Raw genomic sequence first — 20,755 nt, 5'->3', positions numbered from 1 at the left:
AATCAGGCCGGGTTGCTGCCATCCACCCCAGCCGATTCAAAGCTCGCCATCTCGCGCAAGATCACGCAGGCCGATTCCAACAGCGGCCACGCCAGCGCCGCACCGGAACCTTCACCCAGACGCAGTCCCATGTCGAGCAGCGCCTCGCCTTGGAGCAAGCGCAGCATGTGCGTGTGGCCCGGTTCGCCCGAGCGGTGTGCGAAAACGCAGCGCTCCAACACCGCTGGTTGCAGGCGACTGGCTACCAGCACGGCGGCGGTGGTGATGAAACCATCCACCACGATCACGCGACGCTGCACAGCGGCCTCTAGCACCGCGCCAGTGAGCGCCGCGACCTCAAAACCGCCGAGTGCGGCGAGTGCCTGCAGCGGCGCGGTCGCATCGACGTTGGCCCGCAGCGCAGTCTCCAGAATCTGAAGCTTGCGAGCCACGCCCGCCGCGTTCAAACCCGTGCCCGCGCCCGTGCATTCGGCCAACGAAACGCCACCCAATCGCGCGAGCAGCAACGAAGCGACCGAGGTATTGCCGATGCCCATTTCGCCAAGCAGCAAAGCGTTGCCCGGCATGTCGCGCACCAGTTGCCGACCGTTCGCGATGGCCTGTTCGCACTGCACCATCGTCATCGCGGGGCCCGCGCTCGCGTCCTGCGTGCCCGCGGCCACACGGCACGAAACGAGTCGCGGTGCGCCCTGCTTGTGCTCACGCAGCGGGATCTCGCGCGCCACGCCGCAGTCCGCTACCGTCAACGCCAGACCGTTCTGGCGCGCCAGAACGCTGACCGCCGCACCGCCTGCCAGAAAGTTCTCGACCATCTGCCAGGTCACGTCGCTCGGATAGGCTGACACGCCCTTGGCCGCGAGGCCATGGTCTGCCGCGCACACCAGCACCTGCGGCTCGTGCAGCACGGGCTCTTCGGTGCCCAGAATGGTGCCGATGCGATGCGCCAGCGTCTCGAGCCGACCCAGTGCGCCGAGCGGCTTGGTCTTGCTGTCGATGCGTCGTTGCAGTCTGGCGCTCAGCGCCTCATCGGCAATCGATGCAATTTCGGGAATCATCAGCATAGTCATCTGTCTTTCAAAATCTCTTCAATTCAACGCGAGTGCAGCGGGATCGAACCACTCGCCCACGCCCTGCGCCATGCGCTCGAACACCGCGTCGAGCGTGGTGGCACGCTCACCGAACAAGGCCTGCAGCACGTTGGCGTCTTCGAACATGCCATGCAAATACAGCCCCAGCACATTGCCCGCACCGTTCTGCCACGCTACACCCGGAATCACCATCCGGGCGACGTCGCCCGCAGCTTCCATTGCGGGATGCTGCGCGGTCTGTCCATGGTGGATTTCATAGCCGCGCAAGGCCACGCCAGACAAGGTCTTCCAGCCACCAAGCACATCGCCGAAACACGTGTCAGTCAGTTGCACGGTCTTGTTCTCTTCAAAGCTGGTGACCAACGGCAGCAGCCCCAGCCCCGGCGCGTTGCCATCCACGCCGACGGTATCGATCAGCGCCTCGCCCAGCATTTGCAAGCCCCCGCACACACCCAGCACCATGCCGCCCCTCGCAGCATGTGAGGCGATGGCCGCATCCAGCCCCTGCGCACGCAGCCAGGCGAGATCGGCTGCGGTGGACTTCGAGCCTGGCAGGACGATCCAGTCCGCGCCTTCCACATCGGCCGGACTGCGCGCCCAATTCAAACGCACGCCGCTCACGTTCTTGAGCGGCTGGAATTCATCGAGATTGCTGATGCGCGGATAAGCGATCACCGCAACCCGCGTGTGCACTGCGCCCGACGTGCCCTGCGCACGATCATCGAACACACCGTCTTCTTCGGGCAGACCGTGATTCCATTGCATTGGAATCGTCGCGACCACTGGAATGCCCGTGCGCTCGAAAAGCATCTGCGGCGCAGGCGCGAGCAGCGTAGCGTCGCCGCGGAACTTGTTGAGCACAAAGCCTTTGATGAGCGCCTGTTCATCTTCTGGCAGCAGCGCCCACGTGCCAAAGAGATGCGCGAATGCACCACCGCGATCGATGTCGGAGACCAGCAGGCAGCGCGCATCCGCATGCCGCGCCACGCGCATGTTGACCACGTCACTCGCATGCAAATTGATCTCGGCCGGAGAGCCCGCGCCCTCGATCACCACCACGTCGTTCTCGGCGCGCAACTCATCGAGCGCCGCCGCGATCTGCGGCCACACTTTCTGGCTGCGGCCACGCCATGGCAGCGCCGTGAGCTCGCGGCTCACCTGCCCGAGCAGCACGACCTGGCTGTGCGTATCGGCCTCGGGCTTGAGCAGCAACGGGTTCATGCGCACATCAGGCGTCGCGCGTGCGGCAAGCGCCTGAAAATACTGCGCACTGCCGATCTCGCCGAAGCCGCCATCGTGCGCCGAGACCACACGCGCGTTGTTGCTCATGTTCTGCGCCTTGAACGGCGCAACCCTCAAGCCTTGATTCGCGTACCAACGACACAGCGCCGTGGTGAGCCAGCTCTTGCCCGCCCCGCTCGTCGTGCCCAGAACCATGATGCAACGTGCACTCATCCGATGACTCCCTGTATCCAACCATCTCTCAATGCTGCCTGCGACTGTGGCGGCAGCACGCCCGCCCGTACATGCTGCGGCAGACCGAACGATGCGCAATCGCGCAGCTTGATGCCACAACTGCGCAGCGCACTCAGCACCTCGTCCATGCGGCATTCCTGCGGCAGTCGCGCGGTGAAATAGTTAGAGAGACTGCCCGGAAGCACCGACCACCCGAGTGACTCACACAGCGCGATCTGCGCGCGCTTCCAATCGCTCAATGTCGCGAGCGATGCCTTCAGCCAACGCTGCACCTCGGGCGCGATCCAGCTCTCGAGCATGGTCACGCCGTGCGACCCGACGGGCCATGATGCCGACATCGCGCGCAGCACGGCGAGGTGCTCCGCCGACACATGCGCGGGCGCAATCGCATAAGCCGCGCGTACCCCCGTCAACGCGAGCGCCTTGTTCGGCGTCCAGAGCTGCCAGGCGGTGCTCGGCAGGCGCGGCGTCGCGCCATCCAGCATCAGCGGCACATAGGCGCAATCGAGCACGCGGATGTCGTGCGTCGCGACGGACTCATCCAACCAATCATCAATGGCCGCATCGCGCGAGCCCAGCGGGCTCGCCGGCTCGCAGGCCCAGTGCAGCGCGGGCGAATCGCTTGCTGCAAGCTCCAGCTCCCAGACCCGCGCACCCCGCGTGTAGTCGCCATAGCCATGCTGCGGCACGCGCGCATGGCGAAAGCCGATGCGCGCCGCGAAGGCACTGATGCGCTGCATGAATTCGCTCGCGCTCGCGGCCAGAACAATGCGATCCGCATCGACTCCATGAAACGTACCAAGCCACTCTCGCAACTGCGTGTAGTGCGGATCGGGATAGTGCGCGGCATCAACGTTGCGCAACGCGGCTTGCGTAATCTCGCAAGGCCCGCATGCATTCGCATTGGTCGAAAAATCATGCCGCGGCACGCCCTTTGCATCCGGCCCGCCGTGCACCGATTCGGGAATGGCCTGCAGCATCATGCGCGTACCACCACCATCGACACCAGACAGAAAACCGCCAGCATCACCACGCAACCCACCGCACGCGAGGCGATCGCCGCACTGCGTGCGATGTCACCCGGCTCTGCGTTGCGCCCTTCCGGATTGAGCACATACACCTCGGGTTTGGACAGGCGCACACCAAGCGCCAGCGCCATCGCAGCCATCGGCCAGCCGCTATTGGGCGAGGGGGTCTTTCGCGCATTCGCAACCAGTGCGCTCCAGCGTTCGCAGCCCGTCACGCACCACAGCGCCACGGCCGTGATGCGCGCGGGAATCCATGACATCACATCATCGGCCCGCGCGGCCCACTTTCCCGCCCATTGCCAGTAACGTCCGCCGCGCATTCCGGGGTAGCCCCACATGGCATCGGCCGTGTTCGCAAAACGATAAAGAACCGCGCCCGGCAGCCCGGCGACGACGAGCCAGAAGATCGGCGCGATCACCGAGTCATTGAGATTTTCAGCTAGCGATTCGATGGCGCTTTCGCGCACCTGCACCTCGCCAAGCACCTGCACGTCACGGCTCACCAGTCGGCCAAGCTGCGCCTGACCTTCGGACAACGAGCGCGCCAGTGCATCCTCCACTGCCGTCACTTCCGCGTGGAGCATCTGCCAAGCCAGCATCGGCTTGATCAACAGGCCCAGCAGCACACAAGCCAGCCACCACGGCGCGTAGCAAAGAATTGCCGCCTGCAGCAGCACCGCCACAGCCACGCCGATCAGCGCGAGTACGCACCAGCATACGGCCGCGCGCCAGAAGCTCGTCATGTCGCGGCCCGTGGGCTCGGTCGGCGCAGTGGCGTTGCCCACGCGCTGCAGCGCACGCCCCATCCACACCACGGGATGCCAGCGTGCAGTGGGCTCGCCCCACCAACGGTCAACCACGAGCGCGATCAACAAGGCCAACGCGAAAATTCCGCCTGTCTGCAAAATACCGTCCGCCTCCATCAATCCTCGATGCCGCGCTGCGCGGGAATGCCTGCCTTGAAGGCATGCTTGATGAGCTTCATCTCGGTGACAGTGTCCGCCACGTCGATGATCTCCTGCGGGCAGCGGCGGCCCGTCATGCACACATGCACATGGCGCGGACGCTCGGCCAGCGTGGCCAACACCTGATCGAGCGGCAACCAACCGTAGATCAGCGGATAGGTGATCTCGTCGAGCACCACCAGAAAATGGTCACCCGACATGATCACCGCGCGCGCGCGTTCCCAGCCTTCGCGTGCAAGCTCGGCGGAATGTTCAAGGTCGCGGCTCTTCCAGCTGAAGCCATCACCCAGCCCTTCGATGGGAATGCCCAGACTCTCAAACATGCGGTGCTCGCCAAAGCGCGCAGTCGGCACCTTCATGAACTGGAAGATCTTGACCTTCTTGCTGCGGCCATGGGCGCGCAGTGCGAGGCCGAATGCCGCCGTGCTCTTGCCCTTTCCATCACCCGTGTTCACGAGCAGCAGGCCGCGCCGCTCGCCGTCGGGCTTCTCGTAGCTTTTGTCCACTGGCGGATTTTCGATTTCCATTTTGCTTGTTCCGTTGTGTTCCGTGCGGCTTCGCACGATTGAATGGAGTAGTGGTTCAGGCCGGTGCCTTGTGCCGCGACCGCCAATGCGGCAGAGCGACCCAGACACCATCGACCTGCTGCACGCGGATGCGGCTCTCAAACACTTCTTCGAGCGCCGCATGGGTTGCGCGATCACTGCACGCACCGTGGTGCTGCACGCGCCCGTTCGCCATGATCACCAGATCATCGGCCTGCAACGCAATCGACACCTCGTGCAGCACGCTGACCACGGTGCTGCCCGCGTCAACAAGATCGCGCACCGTGTGCATCCAGTCGGTCTGATGGGGAGGGTCAAGATTCGCGAGCGGCTCGTCCATAAGCAGCACCTCGGCCTGCACCGCGAGCGCACGCGCCAGCAGCACCCGCTGACGCTCGCCACCCGAAAGTTGAGAAAGCGGACGGGCGCGCCACTGCCATGCCTGCGTGGCCTGCAGCGCCTGCTCGACCGCATCGAAATCTGCCTTGCCCGGCGGCGCCAGCCAGGCCTGATGCGGCAAACGACCGAGCATCACCACATCGTGGACCTGAAGCTCTTCCATCGCGACTTCGTTCTGCCCGAGCCAGGCCATGCGGCGCGCGCGCTCGCGCACCGGAATCTGGTGAAACGGTATACCCAGCAGTTCGATATCGGACTGCACCTTGGCATGCTTGAGCAACCCCGATACCGCCTTGAGCAACGTCGATTTTCCCGCACCATTCGGCCCGACGATGCTGGTCCAGCGACCGGCGGGAATGTCGAGATCGATGCCATGAAGAATCTCGGCATCGCCCGCACGCACGGTGACGTTTCTTGCGCGGATCGCCCATTGTGTCGAGGTCATAGGCCACCTCCCGCACTCGACGAGCGGCGGTGCATGAGCCACAGTAGATAGGTACCGCCAAGTGCTGCGGTGAGCACTCCGACTGGCAGTTCCTGCGGCGCGATCAGCCAACGCGCGAGCACGTCGGCCGCCAGCAGCAGCACCGCGCCCATGAGGCCCGAGAGCAGCACATGCCATGGATGCGTCACCCGCACCATCGAGCGCACCAGATGCGGCGCGGCCAAACCAACGAACGCAATCAGGCCGGTATGCGCCACAGCAGTTCCCGTCGCGAGCGCCATGGCGGCAATCAGCCCCGCGCGCATCGGTCCGAGCGGGAGGCCCAGACTAGCGGCCGTCGCCTCACCCAGCGTCAGCCCATCGAGCGCGCGCGCCAACGCCCATGCCGTCACAGCGCACAGCAGCCAGCTGCCAAACATCATGCCGACCGCAGACCACCCGACGAACGCCGTCGTGCCGAGGGTGAAGGCTTGCATCGCCTGCAGAATTTCCGGCGAACTGAGTTCCACCAGATCGCGAGCCGCGCCCAGCACCACGCCCACAATCACACCCGCAAGCAACAAGCGCAGAGTGTGCTGAGCGCCGCGCGCCAGAATCAAAGTGAGTATGACTGCACCCGCCGCACCCACAAAGGCCACGCCGGTGATGCCCATGCGCGCCAACAGGCTGGCCGATGCGGGCGCGACGCCGAGCCACGTCATTGCGAGCGCTCCGCCAAGCGTGGCGCCCGATGCGCTTCCCAGCAAATACGGATCGGCCAACGGATTACGGAACAGCCCTTGCGCGATGGCTCCTGCAAGACCCAGCAGGCCACCAGCCAACCACGCGCCGACGGTGCGCGGCAAACGGATTTCCGTGACGATCTGCCGCGCCACGGGGTCGTCCGCCAGATGCATCAGGCTCTCGAAACCCGTGCTGCCCACAGCCGCGCCAACCGCGATCAGCAGCACGCTGATGAGTACCAATGCCAGCATCAACCATGCGGCGCGATGGCGATTGGAGCTGAGTGCAGGTATGTCGGACAAGGATGCAGCCATGGATGAACTCATGGCGCCTTGTCCGCCAGACAGCGTGCCATCAGCCGCGCGGCTTCGGCCATGCGCGGACCGGGGCGCACCAGCACGTCGGACTCGGCGGCGTCGAACGAGCACACGCGCTTTTCGCGCACCGCCCTCATCGCGCCCCAGCCCGGATAGGTCTCGGCCTCCTGCATGCTGCGATTGCCGATCATGATGACGTCGGGATTCGCGCGCACGATGAATTCAGGATTGAGTCGCGGAAACGGCCCGAGCGATGCGGGTACGACATTGCGCGCACTGAGCCGCGTGAGGATTTCGCCCATGAAGGATTTCTCACCCGCCGCATAGGGACCGCGACTCACTTCAAAATAGACCCGCACGCCCTTGACGCGCGCGGGCAGCGATTGCCGAGCGGCTTCCACCGCCGCGTCGATCTCGCGCCAGGTGCGCTGGGCACCCTGCTCCGGCGGCACATGCAAGATCGCACCGACGGTGTTGAGCACCCGCTCGGCATCGGCCAGTTGGCGCGGCTCCATCGCGACGACGGTGAAGCCCAACGCCTCCAACCGATCACGTCCACGGCCGCTGGTGGACATCAGCACCAGGTCGGGCTGGAGCGCCACCACGGCCTCGATGTTGGGATCGATACCGCCGCCGACCTTGGGCAACTGGTTCACCGATGCGGGCCAGTTGGAATAACGATCTGTGCCGACGATGCGATGGCATTGCTGCAGCGCGCAGACGCTCTCGGTGAGCGACGGCAGCAAGGACACGATGCGTTGCGGCGCTGTCTTGAAATCAAAGGTCTTGCCCCGATCGTCGATGATCTGGACCGCATGCGCCGAAGCGACAAAACCGTCCAAGATGAGCGCTGCCAATGCAGCACGCCGGACCATCGTTGCCATGCGCGCAAAACGGGATGGGGCACTGCGAACGCCGCTCGATTCACTCATCACTCACTCGTCCTTCAAACTGAGCGGCAAGCCCGCCGCCATCAACGTCACACGGGCGCAGGCGCTGGCGACCTGCTGGTTCAGCAAGCCCAACGCATCCACAAAAGCACGCACCTCGCGCCCCATCGGAATCACACCCAGACCGATCTCGTTTCCCACCAGGATGACGGGTCCGGGCGCTTTCCTCACGGAGCGCAAAAATGTAGCCGATTGCGCCGCCCAATCGTGCCCGCTCACGTCCGCAGCTTCCATGGGCATGAGCCAGTTGGTGAGCCAGAGCGTGAGGCAATCGACGATAAGCAGCGTGTTCGCATCAGACTTCACGGAGATCAGCTCGCCCACCGCACGCGGCTCTTCCAGCGTGAAGAGGCCCGGCACGCGCTCGGCCCGGTCGCGCTGATGGCGCGCGATGCGCTCACGCATCTCGTCATCCCACGCCTGCCCTGTCGCGATCAGGCCAGCGCGATGCGCAGAGCACCCGGCAAGCCACTGCCGCGCGAGCAGTTCCGCGCGACGCGACTTGCCGCTTTTCTGGCCGCCCAGAATCAGCTCGCTGCGTGCAATGGTGTTGCGATCGCTGTCGATGCCGTGTCTTGTCGTCATGCTGATTCCATGCGGCCTTGTGCTGCGTTCAAACGGCCGCGCTTACTGCGGCGCCCACTTCAGACCGACGTAGAGCGTGCGGCCCGGCGTGGCGTAGTTGCGTGCGAGCTGGTAGTCCTTGTCGGCGATGTTGTTCACGCGCGCAAGCAGCGTGAAATCGCGGCCGATGTTGGTGCTGGTGTAGAGGTTGAACACCGTGTAGCCGCCGAGCATGTTGTTGCCCGAGGAGCTGTCGTAGCGGCGTGATGCGGCGTTCATTTCCGCCCCCACGGTCCAGCCAGCGATGTCGGTGTCCGCACTCAGCTTGGCGTAGCGCTTGGAGCGACGTGCAAGCTGACGGCCAGTATCCAGATCATGCGGATTCTGGAAATCGACCGAGCCGTTCAACGACACGGGGCCGAGCTTGTGCGCGGCGCTCAGCGTCACGCCTTCGTATTCGGCACGGCCCACGGCCTGATAGCAGCCCCAGGGCGATGGGCAGGTGCCCGCAGCGCCGTAGACAATCAGGTTCTTCACGCGGTTGCGATAAGCCACCACGCCCGCGCTGCTCGAGCCACGCGTCCAACGCGTACCAATCTCGATATTGCGGCCAGTCTCGGGCTGCAGCGATGCATCGCCGTATTCGCTAAAGCGCTGGTAGAGCGTCGGCGCGCGGAACGAGGTACCGCCCGCGGCCGTCACGCGCCATTCGCTGTTGATCGCGTAGCTATACGAGAGACTGCCGGTGCTCTTGCCGCCGAATTCGCTGTCGTCGTCACGGCGCAGATTGGCCTGCAGCGTATGCGCTCCGGCGATCAGGCCGTAGCCGAGCGCGAGTGCGTTCTGCGAACGATCACGTTTAAGATCGGGCGCAAACGCCGTCGCCGGGTTGTGCAGCTCGTCTTCGCGACGCTCGAGCGCCGCAGTGAAACGGTGCACGCCCACGCGGTACTCGTTCTGGAACAAGTAGCTGCGCACCGTCGTCTCAGTCATGTAGAAGTTCGGCTCTGAGCTGTACTTGGCGTTCGACTCGTTGACCTGCACGAGCGTGCTGTAGCGATCGCTCCACTTGGCATCCCACGACAGCGCGGCGGTACGCAGCTGGTTGTGGTTGCGGTCGTCGTTCGTGCGGCTGACGGTGTCGTCGTACTGCGAATTCAGATTGCTGGCCAGGAACGAGGCCTGCAGGCGCTGGCCGGGCGCGAAGTTCCAGCCCACGCGCGCGTTGCCGGAGGTGCGCTTGTAGCCGTCATCGTCGGGGTTGACGGTGGAGATGGGACGGGCGTTGAAGCCATCGCTGCGCTCATGCGAGACGCCGAGCGAATAATCGAACGCGCCCGCGCTGCCGCTCACTCCGGCCTCCGCCGTGCGCGTGCCTTGGTTGCCGAAGCCCACGCCCACATAGGGCGCTGGCTTGCCCTCGCCCTTCTTGGTGAAGAGCTGAATCACGCCGGAGACGGCGTCGGAACCATAGACCGCAGCAGCCGGGCCGCGCAGCACTTCGATGCGGTCGATCTGCGAGAGCGGGATCTGCTCCCACTGCATGCCTCCCACCGATTGCGAATCCACCCGCACGCCGTCGATGTAGACGGCGGTGAAGCGATTCTCACCTCCACGCACGAACACGCCAGCGTTGGCACCCGGGCCGCCATTGCTCGAGATCTGAACGCCCGGCACGCGCGAGAGCACGTCCGCCACGCTCACGGCGCCGCTCTTGCGCAGCGTCGTCGAGTCGATGATCGATACATCGGCCACCAGATCAGAAAGTGGCTGCTCCACGCGCGTGGCGGTCACCACCGTCTCACGCAGTTCGGATGCCGTGGCGGCCTGGGCCACCAGCGTCTGGGCAAAAGTAGGAAAACAGGCGGCAAGCGCCAAAGGCAAAGCCGCAGAACGGGCCAACACAACAGAACGAGTTGTCATCATGGACAAAAATTGGAGGAATCACCGCGTCCGACCTCCCCGTCGGCACAATGGCATCACAGCCTTGGGCGCGCGAGAAGACCCTGCTGACTCCATGCCATCAGGAAACGCGAGCACTCAAGACCACCGTGTTGGCCGGTATCCGGGCTGGCGGCACACTCCTCAACCGCCTTCCCGCGCGCTTGTTCAAGGCATGCAGTGGCTGTGCTGGCGAAGAGGGAATCCCTGTGGGATTCGTCCGCTGACCGTTGCGGGGGCAGCGCAGGCTCGGGGTATTTCCATGGCGGAGACCCGTCCCTGCTTCCCGTTGAACTGCGGCGTGTGAACCACGCCGCGAGCACCAACGACGTAATTTTACGATTGTTTATGCCGCGATCCGTACAATAGTATTTGTATGGCTCCACCATCCTCCCTAGATCAGATCTCCGAGCGCGTTGAGCGTCTGTTGGTTCGTCATGCTGAATTGCAGCGCACCAACGCGTTGCTGTCCCAGCAGGTTCTGACCCTGACGCAAGAGCGCGACTCCCTCAAATCCCGCCTTCAGACGGTTCGCCACCGCATGGATTCGCTGCTGGAGCGGCTGCCCGATATTCCGGATTCGAAAGACGAAGCGTCATGAAGCAGATCGAGGTCAAGATCATGCAGCAGAGCTATTTGCTGAGCTGCCCCGAAGACCAGGAAACGCGCATGCTCAGCGCGGTCGAACGCGTCGATGCGGCGATGACTCGCATCCGTGATGCAGGCAAGGTCCGCGCGCGCGAACGCATTGCCGTGCTGGCTGCACTCAACATGGCGTTCGAGATAGCCGACCACGAAACTGCGGCATTGGCGGCCAAGGAACAGACGGATGCCTTGCTCGCTGCGGTTGCCACTGCAGCGCCCGCAGCCACGCACACCACGCCGACGCTGAGCGAGGACGACGAAGCCCGCGTGCGGGGCCTGCTGCAGCGTCTGGATGAAACACTGGGCGACGACGGCCGCCTGCTCTGACGGCACGTACTTCTGTAAAGAAGTCCAACAACGTCCGAGAATTGACCTCAGCTATTCAAAGGACGCCCTCCAGACAACTACAATGGAGGCGTCTGCGATGCTGTCGGGCTTTATATTTCCTTGAACCAATGCTCCCTGAGCACGGGCTTGATACATTACCTGATGAGCGTGATCGTCTCGCGTCAGATGAACCCAATGTCAGGTTGCTCTTGCCCACCTGAACCCCCGGTTCAGGATGACGGCTCGGCGGCGTTTGCAGACACCTTATTCCAAAAAATGGCTCCTTGACCTCGTCAGGAGCCATTTTTCATTCAGAGCGTGTTTGCGATCTCAGCGCGAAGGTTTGCAGGATGCGGATCGGGATGGGCTGCAAGGCACAAACAGCAAGCAATAGCTTGGGCTATTGCGAGGATTTGCAACGCAGCAGACCGCCCGAGGCCGCGCCTGGAAGACCGCGTAGAGACCGCAAACACGCTCTCATGGTAGACACCAAGGCGCGGGCTGCTGATGCACAACACCCCACCAAAGAGCCATTGCGCCCAACGCCACCAAGATCAGCCCCGCAATCCGGGAGCCCCAGGCCTCCCAGCGCGGATCACGCACGCGTTCGCCCAGACTGATCCAGAGCCAGCGCCCCGCCAACAGCCAGATGCCACTCGCCACGGCAAACAGCGCCATCGAAAGCGCACCAGCGGCGGGCCCACCACTCAGGGCTGCCAACAACAGTGCGGAATACAGCAGTCCGCAGGGCATGAAAGCCCAACCACAGCCCACTGCAAAAATTCCACCGGGGCGTGAGACCACCGGCTGGACGCGTTGCCAGAGAGTACGTCCGGCAGACTCCATCCACGCGGGCGCATTCAAACGCATCAACATCATCAAACCCCAGCCGATGATGACCACGTGCACGATGCTCCAGACGGGCCGCAGCGCGCTCGTACCCTGACTGAACCACGCAAGCCGGTCCATCGCGTAGGCGGCCATGGCCCCGACGAGCGAGTAACCCAGAATGCGCCCGAGATGGAACAGCAACGGGCGCAGCCAAGAGTGCCCGTTGCGCACGAATTTCACGACATGGATGCGATCACCGCCCTCCTTCGAGGACTGCAAAAGCGCGCTGCACGGGGCAGCACACATCACGAGGCAATGTGCCCCCCCTAGCAATCCCATCAGAAAGGCGGCCGAGGCAATCGCCCACATGGCCGGTCAGATGATGCGCGAGAAGCGTTCGCGGTTGCGATTGCCCTGCAGATAGCGGTCAAACAGCATGGCGACGCCGCGCACGAAGTGCCAACCCATGGCGGTAACCTCGATGCTGTCTTCGTGCAACCTGACCAACCCCTGCTCCTGCATGGCCTCCAGTTGCTCCAGTTCGGGAGCGAAGTAACTGGAAAAATCGATCAGCCAAGCCTGCTCGATGGACTCGAACAACAGCTCGCCCTGACACATCAGCGCCATGATGACCGAGCGACGCAGCAGGTCGTCGCGCGAGAGCGCGAGCCCGCGCACGACTGGCAATCGCCCATGGTTGATGCAGTCGTAGTAATCATCCAGCGTCTTCGCGTTCTGGCTGTAGGTGGCCCCAACCTTGCCGATGGCCGACACCCCTAGCCCTATCAGATCGCAATCGGGCTGCGTGCTGTAACCCTGGAAATTGCGATGCAGACGCCCCTGACGCTTGGCAATGGCCAGGGAATCGTCGGGTAGCGCGAAGTGATCCATCCCGATGTAGACAAATCCCGCCTCCTGAAACACCTCCAGCGAACGGGCCAGCATTGCGACTTTGGCGGAGGGCATGGGCAGATCGTCCGAGAGAATGCGACGCTGCGGCTTGAAGCGCTCCGGCAAGTGGGCGTAGGCATACAGGGCAATCCGGTCCGGCCGCAGCTCACAAACCTGAGCCAGTGTGCGCTCGAAGGATTCAGGCGTCTGGCGCGGCAGGCCATAAATCAGATCCACGTTCACCGAGTCGAAGCCGATCCTGCGAGCCTCTTCCATCAGCTGGAAAACCTGCTCGGCTGGCTGCTCACGGTGCACGGCCTTCTGCACCTCGGGATCGAAGTCCTGCACACCGAAGCTCAATCGATTGAACCCAAGTTGGTGCAAAAACGTCAGGCGATCATTGTTGACAGTCCTTGGATCGATCTCGATGGAGTACTCGCCGCCGGGTTCAAGCACGAAATTCCGGCGGATCATCGACATCAGATCCTGCAAACCCTCATTCGACAAAAATGTCGGGGTGCCTCCGCCGATGTGCAATTGGCTTACATGCTGATTGACACCACAGTGTTCAGTATGCAAATCGATCTCTCGACTCAGATAGCGAAGATACGCTTCCGCCCGCTCCGGATGTTTGGTGATAATCTTATTGCACGCACAGTAATAGCAAAGAGACTCACAAAACGGAACGTGCACATAGAGGGACAATGGCAGCGCTTTGGCATTAGAACCAATGCGCCGCTGTTGCAGAGCGAGGATATAGTCATCTTGACCAAACGCTTCAACGAAGCGATCTGCCGTTGGGTAGGACGTATAGCGGGGCCCGGAAACGTCGAATTGTCGAATGAGTTCGGGAGTAACAACAGGCATAGCGGATTCCATAGGTTCTGCTGTTACTGTGCCGCACCTGTTCGGAAATGTCCTTGATACAAGTCAATTCACTTTTCTTGTAGGCTGGGACAATCCTTCCTGCTCTTTCCATAAATGCCAACGGTAGAGGGGCAAGTGGACTATCCACTTCCAATAACCGATAACTTATATAAGGCGCCATTGCAATGACACCGCAAACCATCAAAGTCGCATGCTCCAACTGCAACCTGCGAGAACTTTGTATGCCACTCGGCCTGTCCGACGATCAACTAAAAAGACTCGATGAGGTGGTCGCAGTTCGTCGCAGGGTCAAGCGCGGCGCAACGCTGTTTCGCAATGGAGAGCCTTTCACATCGCTGTTCGCCATCCGCACAGGCTTCTTCAAGACCTGCGTGGCGACCGAAGATGGTCGCGATCAGGTCACGGGCTTTCAGATGGCCGGTGAAATCATTGGTCTTGACGGCATCGTGAGTGATCGCCACACCTGTGATGCCGTTGCGCTCGAAGACGCCGAAGTCTGCGTCATGCCTTTCGACAACATTGAAGAACTCTCCCGCGAAGTCAAGGCGTTGCAGCACCACGTGCACAAGATCATGAGCCGCGAAATCGTTCGCGAGCATGGCGTGATGCTGCTTCTCGGCAGCATGCGTGCCGAAGAACGCTTGGCCGCCTTCCTGCTCAATCTCGTGCAGCGCCTGCACGCACGCGGTTTCTCACAATCGGAACTGGTGCTTCGCATGACCCGCGAAGAAATCGGCAGCTACCTTGGCCTGAAGCTCGAAACGGTGAGCCGCACGTTCTCCAAGTTCGTTGAAGAAGGCATTGTGGAAGTCAAGCAGCGCCATGTGCGCATCATTGATGCCACCGCACTGCGCAACATCGTCAACAGCCAGCAAACCTGCCACTGAAAAATGACAGCCCCCTGAGTCGCTGCGCACATTCTCCCGCTCTACACATTGCTTGCGCAATGCGGGCAGGGGGACGCAGCTCTCCCTGCGGGGCTGCCCCTGCTCGGCAAGCCTCCGCCTAGGCCGCGCCAGTTTGATGCGCTGCGAGCGACGCATGGCGCCACGGGTAACTGACTCGCTGCCACCCTCCTCTGAAGGCTGCGGCCGAGAGTGCTCTGGACCTTGAATACTCTGGTCAAAATTTCAGGTTGAAAACTTCGCGCAGTCTGCTGGGCGTTCATCGCAGGGAACGGGGCATCGGTTGACCTCGAATGGCGACAGTGACAGCAAGGTGGTCAACCCGCTTGCCGCCATGATGATGGCCCAGAACGCGAAGAAGGCAATGGTGTAGACGCCTTGCCTCGACATGTTCAACGGCTCATTGAACCACTCCAGTGCCTGCGGATCCACAAAGGCAAAAACAAACATCTCCATCACGCCCGCCATGAGAAAGGCGGGCCATGTAATCCACATGAGTCGTTGGGCTTTCATCGCGTAGTCTCCCTGTGCTTTGAATTGCTTAAGTTCGGTGTCCGATGCCGCGACATGCTGTTCATGCGGCCTGCATCGTTCTTCACATGCCAAGAACGTTAGCATCGCCCTTTGCGCGTGTACATAGCGCAAGCCCTGACACCAAAAAATCGGCAAATCACCGATCCGTCTGATGCATGGAATCGTCCTCCGTCGCGGCGTGGTTGCGCCCCTTCACTGCGGGCAACATGCTGCGATCACTGTGCTGCTGACGCAGCGTCTCGTTGATCTTCAAGCCGCGCTGGTAATAGTCTTCCTCCACCACGGGGTCCGGCGTGCGAATGGCCAACCACAGGGTGACGAAGCCCGCTACGACGACGATGGCCGGTCCGGAGATGATCAACCAGACATGCGCATGACGCCACCATGGCAATGCAGGGGGCTGGCACTGAGCCGTGTCCAAAATTTCAGGAGTCGTGCTTTGCGTGTTCATTGAGGTTCCTTCTCTTCGTGAATGACGCTGGTTGCCTTGCGCCATCCACACAGTTTCACTAGCCAACTTCTTCCTGCCGCGTCAACGCGGCACCAGGAAGACCGATTTTTCATTCACCTTGGCACCATCCTCCTGTGCAGCCACTTCGAACATGACCTTGTGAGAACCTGCCGCCGCGGTGCCGTATGGAATCTGCAGACGCACCAGCACCCACTTGGATTCCGCCGGCCCAACGGTCAGATCGGGATCGGCGATCGCCATAATGCCGTCCAATCCAGTCGCGCTGATGTGATAGCTGCGCTGACTTTCAGTGGCATTCATGATCTGCAAGCGATATACGTTCTCGAGCTTGCCTCCCGCCACAATGCGCGAAAGCGCTGCTCGGTCACGCACCACGTCGACCTTCAGCGGCGTTCTGCCAATGAGGCTCACCATCATTGCGATGCACAGGCTCACCAGCACCGTGCTGTACAACAGCACACGTGGACGCAGCACGCGTTTGAACATCTGCGACTGCGTGAGCTTGTTCGCGATACCGTTCTGCGTGCTCAGGCGGATGAGGCCGCGCGGATACTCCATTTTGTCCATTACGGAGTTGCAAGCGTCGATGCACAGGCCACAGCCGATGCATTGATACTGCAGCCCATTGCGAATATCGATTCCGGTCGGGCAGACCTGAACGCACATGCTGCAGTCGATGCAATCGCCCAAGCCCTTGCTCTTGTGGTCCACCTTGCGGGTACGGGGCGCGCGCGGCTCGCCACGCTCCGCGTCGTAGCCAACGATCAGTGTGTCCTTATCGAACATCGCACTTTGAAAACGTGCGTATGGGCACATGTACATGCAGACCTGCTCGCGCATGTAGCCCGCATTGCCATAGGTCGCGAACGCATAGAACAGCACCCAGAACAACTGCCATGTGCCATGCAGGGCGAGCAGTTCAGCACCCAGTTCGCGGATCGGCACGAAATAGCCCACGAAAGTGAAGCCGGTCCAGAGCGCGAGTGCGATCCAGACGGTCTGCTTTGTGATCTTCTTCCAGATCTTCTCGAAGGTCCAGCCGCCGCGATCCAGACGCATACGCGCGCTGCGATCACCTTCGACCTTGTGCTCGATCCACATGAAAAGCTCAGTGTAGACCGTCTGCGGACAGGCGAAGCCACACCACAGACGCCCAGCCACCGCCGTGAACAGGAACAGCGACAGAGCCGAGATGATCAGCAAACCAGTGAGATAAATGAAGTCCTGCGGATAGAGCACCAGCCCGAACAGATAGAAGCGCCGGGCATCCAGATCGAAGAGCACCATCTGGCGCTCACCCCATTGGAACCAGGGCACGAGATAGAAGAACGCCTGCGTCAGGAACACCAGCAGCCAGCGCCAACGCGCGAACACGCCGCTGATCGAGCGGGCATAGATCTTCTTGTGCGCCTCGTAAAGAGAAACACTTTCGAGCTGCTCCGCCTCGGACACTGGAGTTATTGGAATGACCCGTTTTGGAGCGTTGTCACCATCTTCTGACGCCATGATCTCTATCTTCGTGGAAGTTGTAGTTCTATCTATCCGACTCTTGAAGCGACAACGCCAGCCGTCCTCTTGTGAAGGACTGGCCGGCGTTGTTCTTCATTTTCTTTTCAGCGCAATTACTGCGCAGCCGACTTGTTCGACAGGCCCCACACATAGGCCGCCAGCACCTTGATCTGGTCTTCGGTGAGCTTGTCCTTCTGTGCGGGCATTTCGTTCATCTTGCCCTTGGTAATCATCGCGACAATGGCGTCTTCGCCATAGCCGTGCAGCCAGACATCGTCGGTCAGGTTCGGAGCGCCCAGCGCCTGATTGCCCTTGCCGTCCATGCCGTGACAGGCCGCGCAGACCGCGAACTTGGGCTTGCCGAGAGCGGCCTTGATGGAATCGCTTGGGCTGCCCGACAGACTCAGCACGTAGTGTGCGAGATTGCGGACATCATCGGAACCACCGACCGCAGCGGCCACGGGAGCCATCACGCCCATACGACCATCGTGAATGGTCTTGTAGATCTGATCAGGCGCACCGCCGTGCAGCCAGTCACCGTCGGCCAGGTTCGGGAAGCCCTTGCTGCCGTGCGCGTCCGAGCCGTGGCACTGCGCGCAGTTGTTCATGAACAAGCGGTCACCAATGGCCATGGCCGACTTGTCGCCCGCCATCTGCTCGATGGACATCGAGCCGAAACGCGCGTACTGAGGAGCCCACTGCTCGTTGGTCTTCTGCACTTCGGCCTCGTACTCGCCCTTCTGCGTCCAGTTCAGCTTGCCGCTGAATGCGCCCAGACCGGGATACGCGGCCAAATAGGCCAGCCCGAAGACGATGGTGATGACGAACAACCACATCCACCAACGAGGCAACGGGTTGTTCATCTCGGTCAGGTCCTCGTCCCAGACATGGCCTGTGGTGTTGTCGCTGGCCGATACCACCTTCTTCCTGGCGGTGAAGATGAGCAGCAGCAGACAGGCAAGAATGCCGACAACGGTGATGCCTGCCACGTAGATCGACCAGAAATTACTGGTGAAGTCACTCATGGGATTTCTCTTTGTTCTTTGAGAGGACCTCAGTCCTCGATGAAGGGAAGTTGGGCTGCTTCGTCAAACCGGTTCTTGTTGGCGCGACGCCAGGCCCAGACCCAGATACCCACAAAGCAGATCAGCGATGCCACGGTGGCGACGCTGCGCATGGTCGAAATGTCCATGGTTTTCTCCTTCTTTCCTTACTTCAATGCACGGCCCATGACCTGCAGGTATGCGACCAGCGCATCCAGCTCGGTCTTGCCCTTGAGCTGCTCGGCAGCGCCCTGGACTTCTTCGTCCGTGTAGGGCACGCCCACCTTGCGCAGCGCGTTCATGCGCGGTGCGGCAACGCTTGCATCCACCACGGTCTTTTCCAGCCATGGGTAGGCCGGCATGTTGGACTCGGGCACCACGTCACGAGGATTGTTCAGGTGAATGCGATGCCATTCGTCGCTGTACTTGCCGCCCACGCGGTGCAAGTCAGGACCTGTGCGCTTGGAGCCCCACTGGAACGGATGGTCGTAGACAAACTCACCCGCCACCGAGTAGTGGCCGTAGCGCAGCGTCTCGGCACGGAATGGACGGATCATCTGCGAGTGACAGTTGTAGCAACCCTCGCGAATGTAGATGTCACGTCCAATCAGTTGCACCGCCGTGTAGGGCTTCACGCCCTCCACTGCCACCGTGGTGGACTTCTGAAAGAACAGCGGAACAATTTCCGTCAATCCACCGATGGCGATCACCAACAGGATCAGGACGATCATCAGGAAATTGTTGGTCTCGATCTTTTCGTGAGAAAAGCCGGTCGTAGCCTTGTTTTGAGCTTCAGACATTCAATTACTCCACTATCAGGCGTGCGCTGCGTTCGCGGCGGGAATGCTCACATTGACCGAGCGACCGGAGATCGCTGTCATCCAGACGTTCCAGGCCATCACCACCATGCCGCCGAGATACAGCAGACCGCCGAGCAGACGGACGGCATAGAAGGGATAGGTCGCCTTCACGCTTTCGACAAAGGTGTAGGTCAGCGTGCCGTCCGGATTCATGGCGCGCCACATCAGGCCCTGCATCACACCGGCGATCCACATCGCGGCGATGTACAGCACGATGCCGATGGTCGCCATCCAGAAGTGCAGTTCGATGGCCTTGGTCGAGTACATCTTGGATCCACGGCCGAACAGGCGCGGGATGAGGTAGTACAGCGAGCCCATGGTGATCAGGCCCACCCAGCCCAGAGCGCCGGAATGCACGTGACCAATGGTCCAGTCGGTGTAGTGGCTCAGTGCGTTGACAGTCTTGATGGACATCATCGGACCTTCGAAGGTCGACATGCCGTAGAACGACAGCGAGACGATCAGGAAGCGCAGCACGGGGTCGTCGCGCAGCTTGTGCCATGCGCCGGACAGCGTCATCATGCCGTTGATCATGCCGCCCCAGCTCGGAGCCAGAAGAATCAGCGAGAACACCATGCCCACGGACTGGGTCCAGTCAGGCAGCGCGGTGTAGTGCAGATGGTGCGGACCCGCCCACATGTAGGTGAAGATCAGCGCCCAGAAGTGAACGATGGACAGTCGATAGCTGTACACCGGACGACCGGCTTGCTTGGGCACGAAGTAGTACATCATGCCGAGGAAGCCCGTGGTCAGGAAAAAACCCACGGCATTGTGACCGTACCACCATTGCACCATGGCATCCTGCACGCCGGCATAGGCCGAGTAGCTCTTCATCCAGCCTGCCGGAATGGCCGCGCTGTTGACGATGTGCAGCAGCGCCACGGCAAGAATGAAGGCACCGAAAAACCAGTTGGCGACGTAGATGTGCTTGACCTTGCGCATACCCACGGTTCCGAAGAATACGATGGCATAGGCGACCCAGACCAGTGCGATCAGGATGTCGATGGGCCACTCCAGCTCGGCGTATTCCTTGCCGGAGGTGTAGCCCAACGGCAGCGAGATGGCCGCCGCGACGATCACCAGTTGCCAACCCCAGAACGTGAACGCCGCTAGCGGCGCGCAGAACAACCGGGTCTGACAAGTACGTTGAACAACGTAATAGCTTGTGGCAAACAAGCCGCAACCACCGAACGCGAAAATCACCGCGTTGGTGTGCAAAGGCCGTAGACGACCATAGCTCAGCCACGGAATGCCGAAGTTGAGTTCTGGCCAGGTCAGTTGGGCGGCGATGATCACGCCCACCAACATCCCCACCACCCCCCACACGACGGCCATGATAGAAAACTGCCGCACAACAGTGTCGTTGTAGTGCGATACACCTGCTTTTTGCGATTCCATCGAGTACCTCT

Annotated in this window: 22 protein-coding genes and 1 riboswitch; of the genes, 3 read left to right on the top strand and 19 right to left on the bottom strand. The window is 61.6% G+C overall.

Annotation, left to right across the window (positions count from 1 at the left end):
- Positions 1 to 2 precede the first annotated feature (2 nt).
- Genes cobT through G7047_RS03515 form a run of 10 tightly spaced genes read right to left on the bottom strand, consistent with a single transcriptional unit; the run spans position 3 to position 10,426 of the window.
- Positions 3 to 1,061 carry a nicotinate-nucleotide--dimethylbenzimidazole phosphoribosyltransferase gene (gene cobT / locus G7047_RS03560; RefSeq protein WP_166311853.1) on the bottom strand — a complete coding sequence of 353 codons (1,059 nt, stop codon included), beginning with the start codon at positions 1,059 to 1,061 and terminating at the stop codon, positions 3 to 5.
- 24 nt (positions 1,062 to 1,085) lie between these two features.
- Positions 1,086 to 2,543, bottom strand: a complete 1,458-nt coding sequence (locus G7047_RS03555) for a cobyric acid synthase (protein WP_166300825.1) — start codon at positions 2,541 to 2,543, stop codon at positions 1,086 to 1,088.
- Positions 2,540 to 3,547 (bottom strand): aminotransferase class I/II-fold pyridoxal phosphate-dependent enzyme, encoded by a 1,008-nt coding sequence (locus tag G7047_RS03550; RefSeq protein ID WP_166300822.1) that lies wholly within the window; start codon positions 3,545 to 3,547, stop codon positions 2,540 to 2,542. Before G7047_RS03550 ends, G7047_RS03555 begins: the two co-directional genes overlap by 4 nt.
- A complete protein-coding gene (gene cbiB / locus G7047_RS03545) occupies positions 3,544 to 4,515 on the bottom strand; it encodes an adenosylcobinamide-phosphate synthase CbiB (RefSeq protein ID WP_166300819.1) in 972 nt (323 codons plus the stop codon). Before cbiB ends, G7047_RS03550 begins: the two co-directional genes overlap by 4 nt.
- Positions 4,515 to 5,084, bottom strand: coding sequence for a cob(I)yrinic acid a,c-diamide adenosyltransferase (gene cobO / locus G7047_RS03540; protein ID WP_166300815.1), 570 nt, complete (start codon positions 5,082 to 5,084; stop codon positions 4,515 to 4,517). Before cobO ends, cbiB begins: the two co-directional genes overlap by 1 nt.
- 55 nt (positions 5,085 to 5,139) lie before the next feature.
- Positions 5,140 to 5,946 (bottom strand): ABC transporter ATP-binding protein, encoded by an 807-nt coding sequence (locus G7047_RS03535; protein WP_166300812.1) that lies wholly within the window; start codon positions 5,944 to 5,946, stop codon positions 5,140 to 5,142.
- On the bottom strand, positions 5,943 to 6,995 hold the full coding sequence (locus G7047_RS03530; protein ID WP_166300809.1) for an iron ABC transporter permease: 1,053 nt from the start codon (positions 6,993 to 6,995) through the stop codon (positions 5,943 to 5,945). The genes G7047_RS03535 and G7047_RS03530 overlap by 4 nt, the downstream gene beginning before the upstream one ends.
- Positions 6,992 to 7,861, bottom strand: coding sequence for an ABC transporter substrate-binding protein (locus G7047_RS03525; protein ID WP_371813877.1), 870 nt, complete (start codon positions 7,859 to 7,861; stop codon positions 6,992 to 6,994). Before G7047_RS03525 ends, G7047_RS03530 begins: the two co-directional genes overlap by 4 nt.
- Before the next feature lie 60 nt (positions 7,862 to 7,921).
- Positions 7,922 to 8,521, bottom strand: a complete 600-nt coding sequence (locus G7047_RS03520) for a bifunctional adenosylcobinamide kinase/adenosylcobinamide-phosphate guanylyltransferase (protein ID WP_166300803.1) — start codon at positions 8,519 to 8,521, stop codon at positions 7,922 to 7,924.
- 42 nt (positions 8,522 to 8,563) lie between these two features.
- A complete protein-coding gene (locus tag G7047_RS03515) occupies positions 8,564 to 10,426 on the bottom strand; it encodes a TonB-dependent receptor domain-containing protein (protein ID WP_166300800.1) in 1,863 nt (620 codons plus the stop codon).
- 112 nt (positions 10,427 to 10,538) lie between these two features.
- A riboswitch (cobalamin riboswitch) is annotated at positions 10,539 to 10,783 on the bottom strand.
- A 34-nt stretch (positions 10,784 to 10,817) separates the two neighbouring features.
- On the opposite strand from G7047_RS03515, the gene G7047_RS03510 reads away from it, so the two are divergent.
- On the top strand, positions 10,818 to 11,042 hold the full coding sequence (locus G7047_RS03510; protein WP_166300796.1) for a DUF904 domain-containing protein: 225 nt from the start codon (positions 10,818 to 10,820) through the stop codon (positions 11,040 to 11,042).
- A complete protein-coding gene (locus tag G7047_RS03505) occupies positions 11,039 to 11,413 on the top strand; it encodes a cell division protein ZapA (protein WP_166300793.1) in 375 nt (124 codons plus the stop codon). Before G7047_RS03510 ends, G7047_RS03505 begins: the two co-directional genes overlap by 4 nt.
- A 477-nt stretch (positions 11,414 to 11,890) precedes the next feature.
- On the opposite strand, the gene G7047_RS03500 is transcribed toward G7047_RS03505, so the two are convergent.
- Together G7047_RS03500 and hemN are read right to left on the bottom strand one after the other, a co-directional pair.
- On the bottom strand, positions 11,891 to 12,613 hold the full coding sequence (locus G7047_RS03500; protein ID WP_166300791.1) for a sulfite exporter TauE/SafE family protein: 723 nt from the start codon (positions 12,611 to 12,613) through the stop codon (positions 11,891 to 11,893).
- A 6-nt stretch (positions 12,614 to 12,619) separates the two neighbouring features.
- Positions 12,620 to 14,002 (bottom strand): oxygen-independent coproporphyrinogen III oxidase, encoded by a 1,383-nt coding sequence (gene hemN / locus G7047_RS03495; RefSeq protein WP_166311852.1) that lies wholly within the window; start codon positions 14,000 to 14,002, stop codon positions 12,620 to 12,622.
- A 185-nt stretch (positions 14,003 to 14,187) separates the two neighbouring features.
- Between hemN and fnr the strand changes: the two genes are divergently transcribed.
- The gene (gene fnr / locus G7047_RS03490) at positions 14,188 to 14,910 is read left to right on the top strand and encodes a fumarate/nitrate reduction transcriptional regulator Fnr (protein WP_166300788.1); all 723 of its coding nucleotides are present in this window, start codon (positions 14,188 to 14,190) and stop codon (positions 14,908 to 14,910) included.
- Positions 14,911 to 15,153: 243 nt separating this feature from the next.
- Here fnr and G7047_RS03485 read toward each other — a convergent pair whose 3' ends face one another.
- The 7 genes from G7047_RS03485 to ccoN form a co-directional block, all read right to left on the bottom strand.
- Positions 15,154 to 15,441, bottom strand: coding sequence for a hypothetical protein (locus G7047_RS03485; RefSeq protein WP_166311851.1), 288 nt, complete (start codon positions 15,439 to 15,441; stop codon positions 15,154 to 15,156).
- A 157-nt stretch (positions 15,442 to 15,598) separates the two neighbouring features.
- Entirely contained in the window at positions 15,599 to 15,913 is a 315-nt protein-coding gene (locus G7047_RS03480) for a FixH family protein (RefSeq protein ID WP_166300785.1), read from the bottom strand.
- Between the two features lie 81 nt (positions 15,914 to 15,994).
- Positions 15,995 to 17,440 carry a cytochrome c oxidase accessory protein CcoG gene (gene ccoG, locus G7047_RS03475; RefSeq protein WP_166300782.1) on the bottom strand — a complete coding sequence of 482 codons (1,446 nt, stop codon included), beginning with the start codon at positions 17,438 to 17,440 and terminating at the stop codon, positions 15,995 to 15,997.
- A 116-nt stretch (positions 17,441 to 17,556) separates the two neighbouring features.
- On the bottom strand, positions 17,557 to 18,468 hold the full coding sequence (ccoP, locus tag G7047_RS03470) for a cytochrome-c oxidase, cbb3-type subunit III (RefSeq protein ID WP_166300779.1): 912 nt from the start codon (positions 18,466 to 18,468) through the stop codon (positions 17,557 to 17,559).
- 29 nt (positions 18,469 to 18,497) lie between these two features.
- Positions 18,498 to 18,635, bottom strand: a complete 138-nt coding sequence (locus tag G7047_RS03465) for a CcoQ/FixQ family Cbb3-type cytochrome c oxidase assembly chaperone (RefSeq protein ID WP_166300776.1) — start codon at positions 18,633 to 18,635, stop codon at positions 18,498 to 18,500.
- An 18-nt stretch (positions 18,636 to 18,653) separates the two neighbouring features.
- Positions 18,654 to 19,286, bottom strand: coding sequence for a cytochrome-c oxidase, cbb3-type subunit II (ccoO, locus tag G7047_RS03460; RefSeq protein WP_166300773.1), 633 nt, complete (start codon positions 19,284 to 19,286; stop codon positions 18,654 to 18,656).
- A gap of 15 nt (positions 19,287 to 19,301) precedes the next feature.
- Positions 19,302 to 20,744, bottom strand: a complete 1,443-nt coding sequence (ccoN, locus tag G7047_RS03455; protein WP_166300770.1) for a cytochrome-c oxidase, cbb3-type subunit I — start codon at positions 20,742 to 20,744, stop codon at positions 19,302 to 19,304.
- Positions 20,745 to 20,755 lie beyond the last annotated feature (11 nt).

Origin of the sequence: Diaphorobacter sp. HDW4A (assembly GCF_011305995.1) — a bacterium.
Lineage (GTDB): Bacteria > Pseudomonadota > Gammaproteobacteria > Burkholderiales > Burkholderiaceae_C > Diaphorobacter_A.
This window is presented reverse-complemented; position numbering and strand designations above follow the sequence as displayed.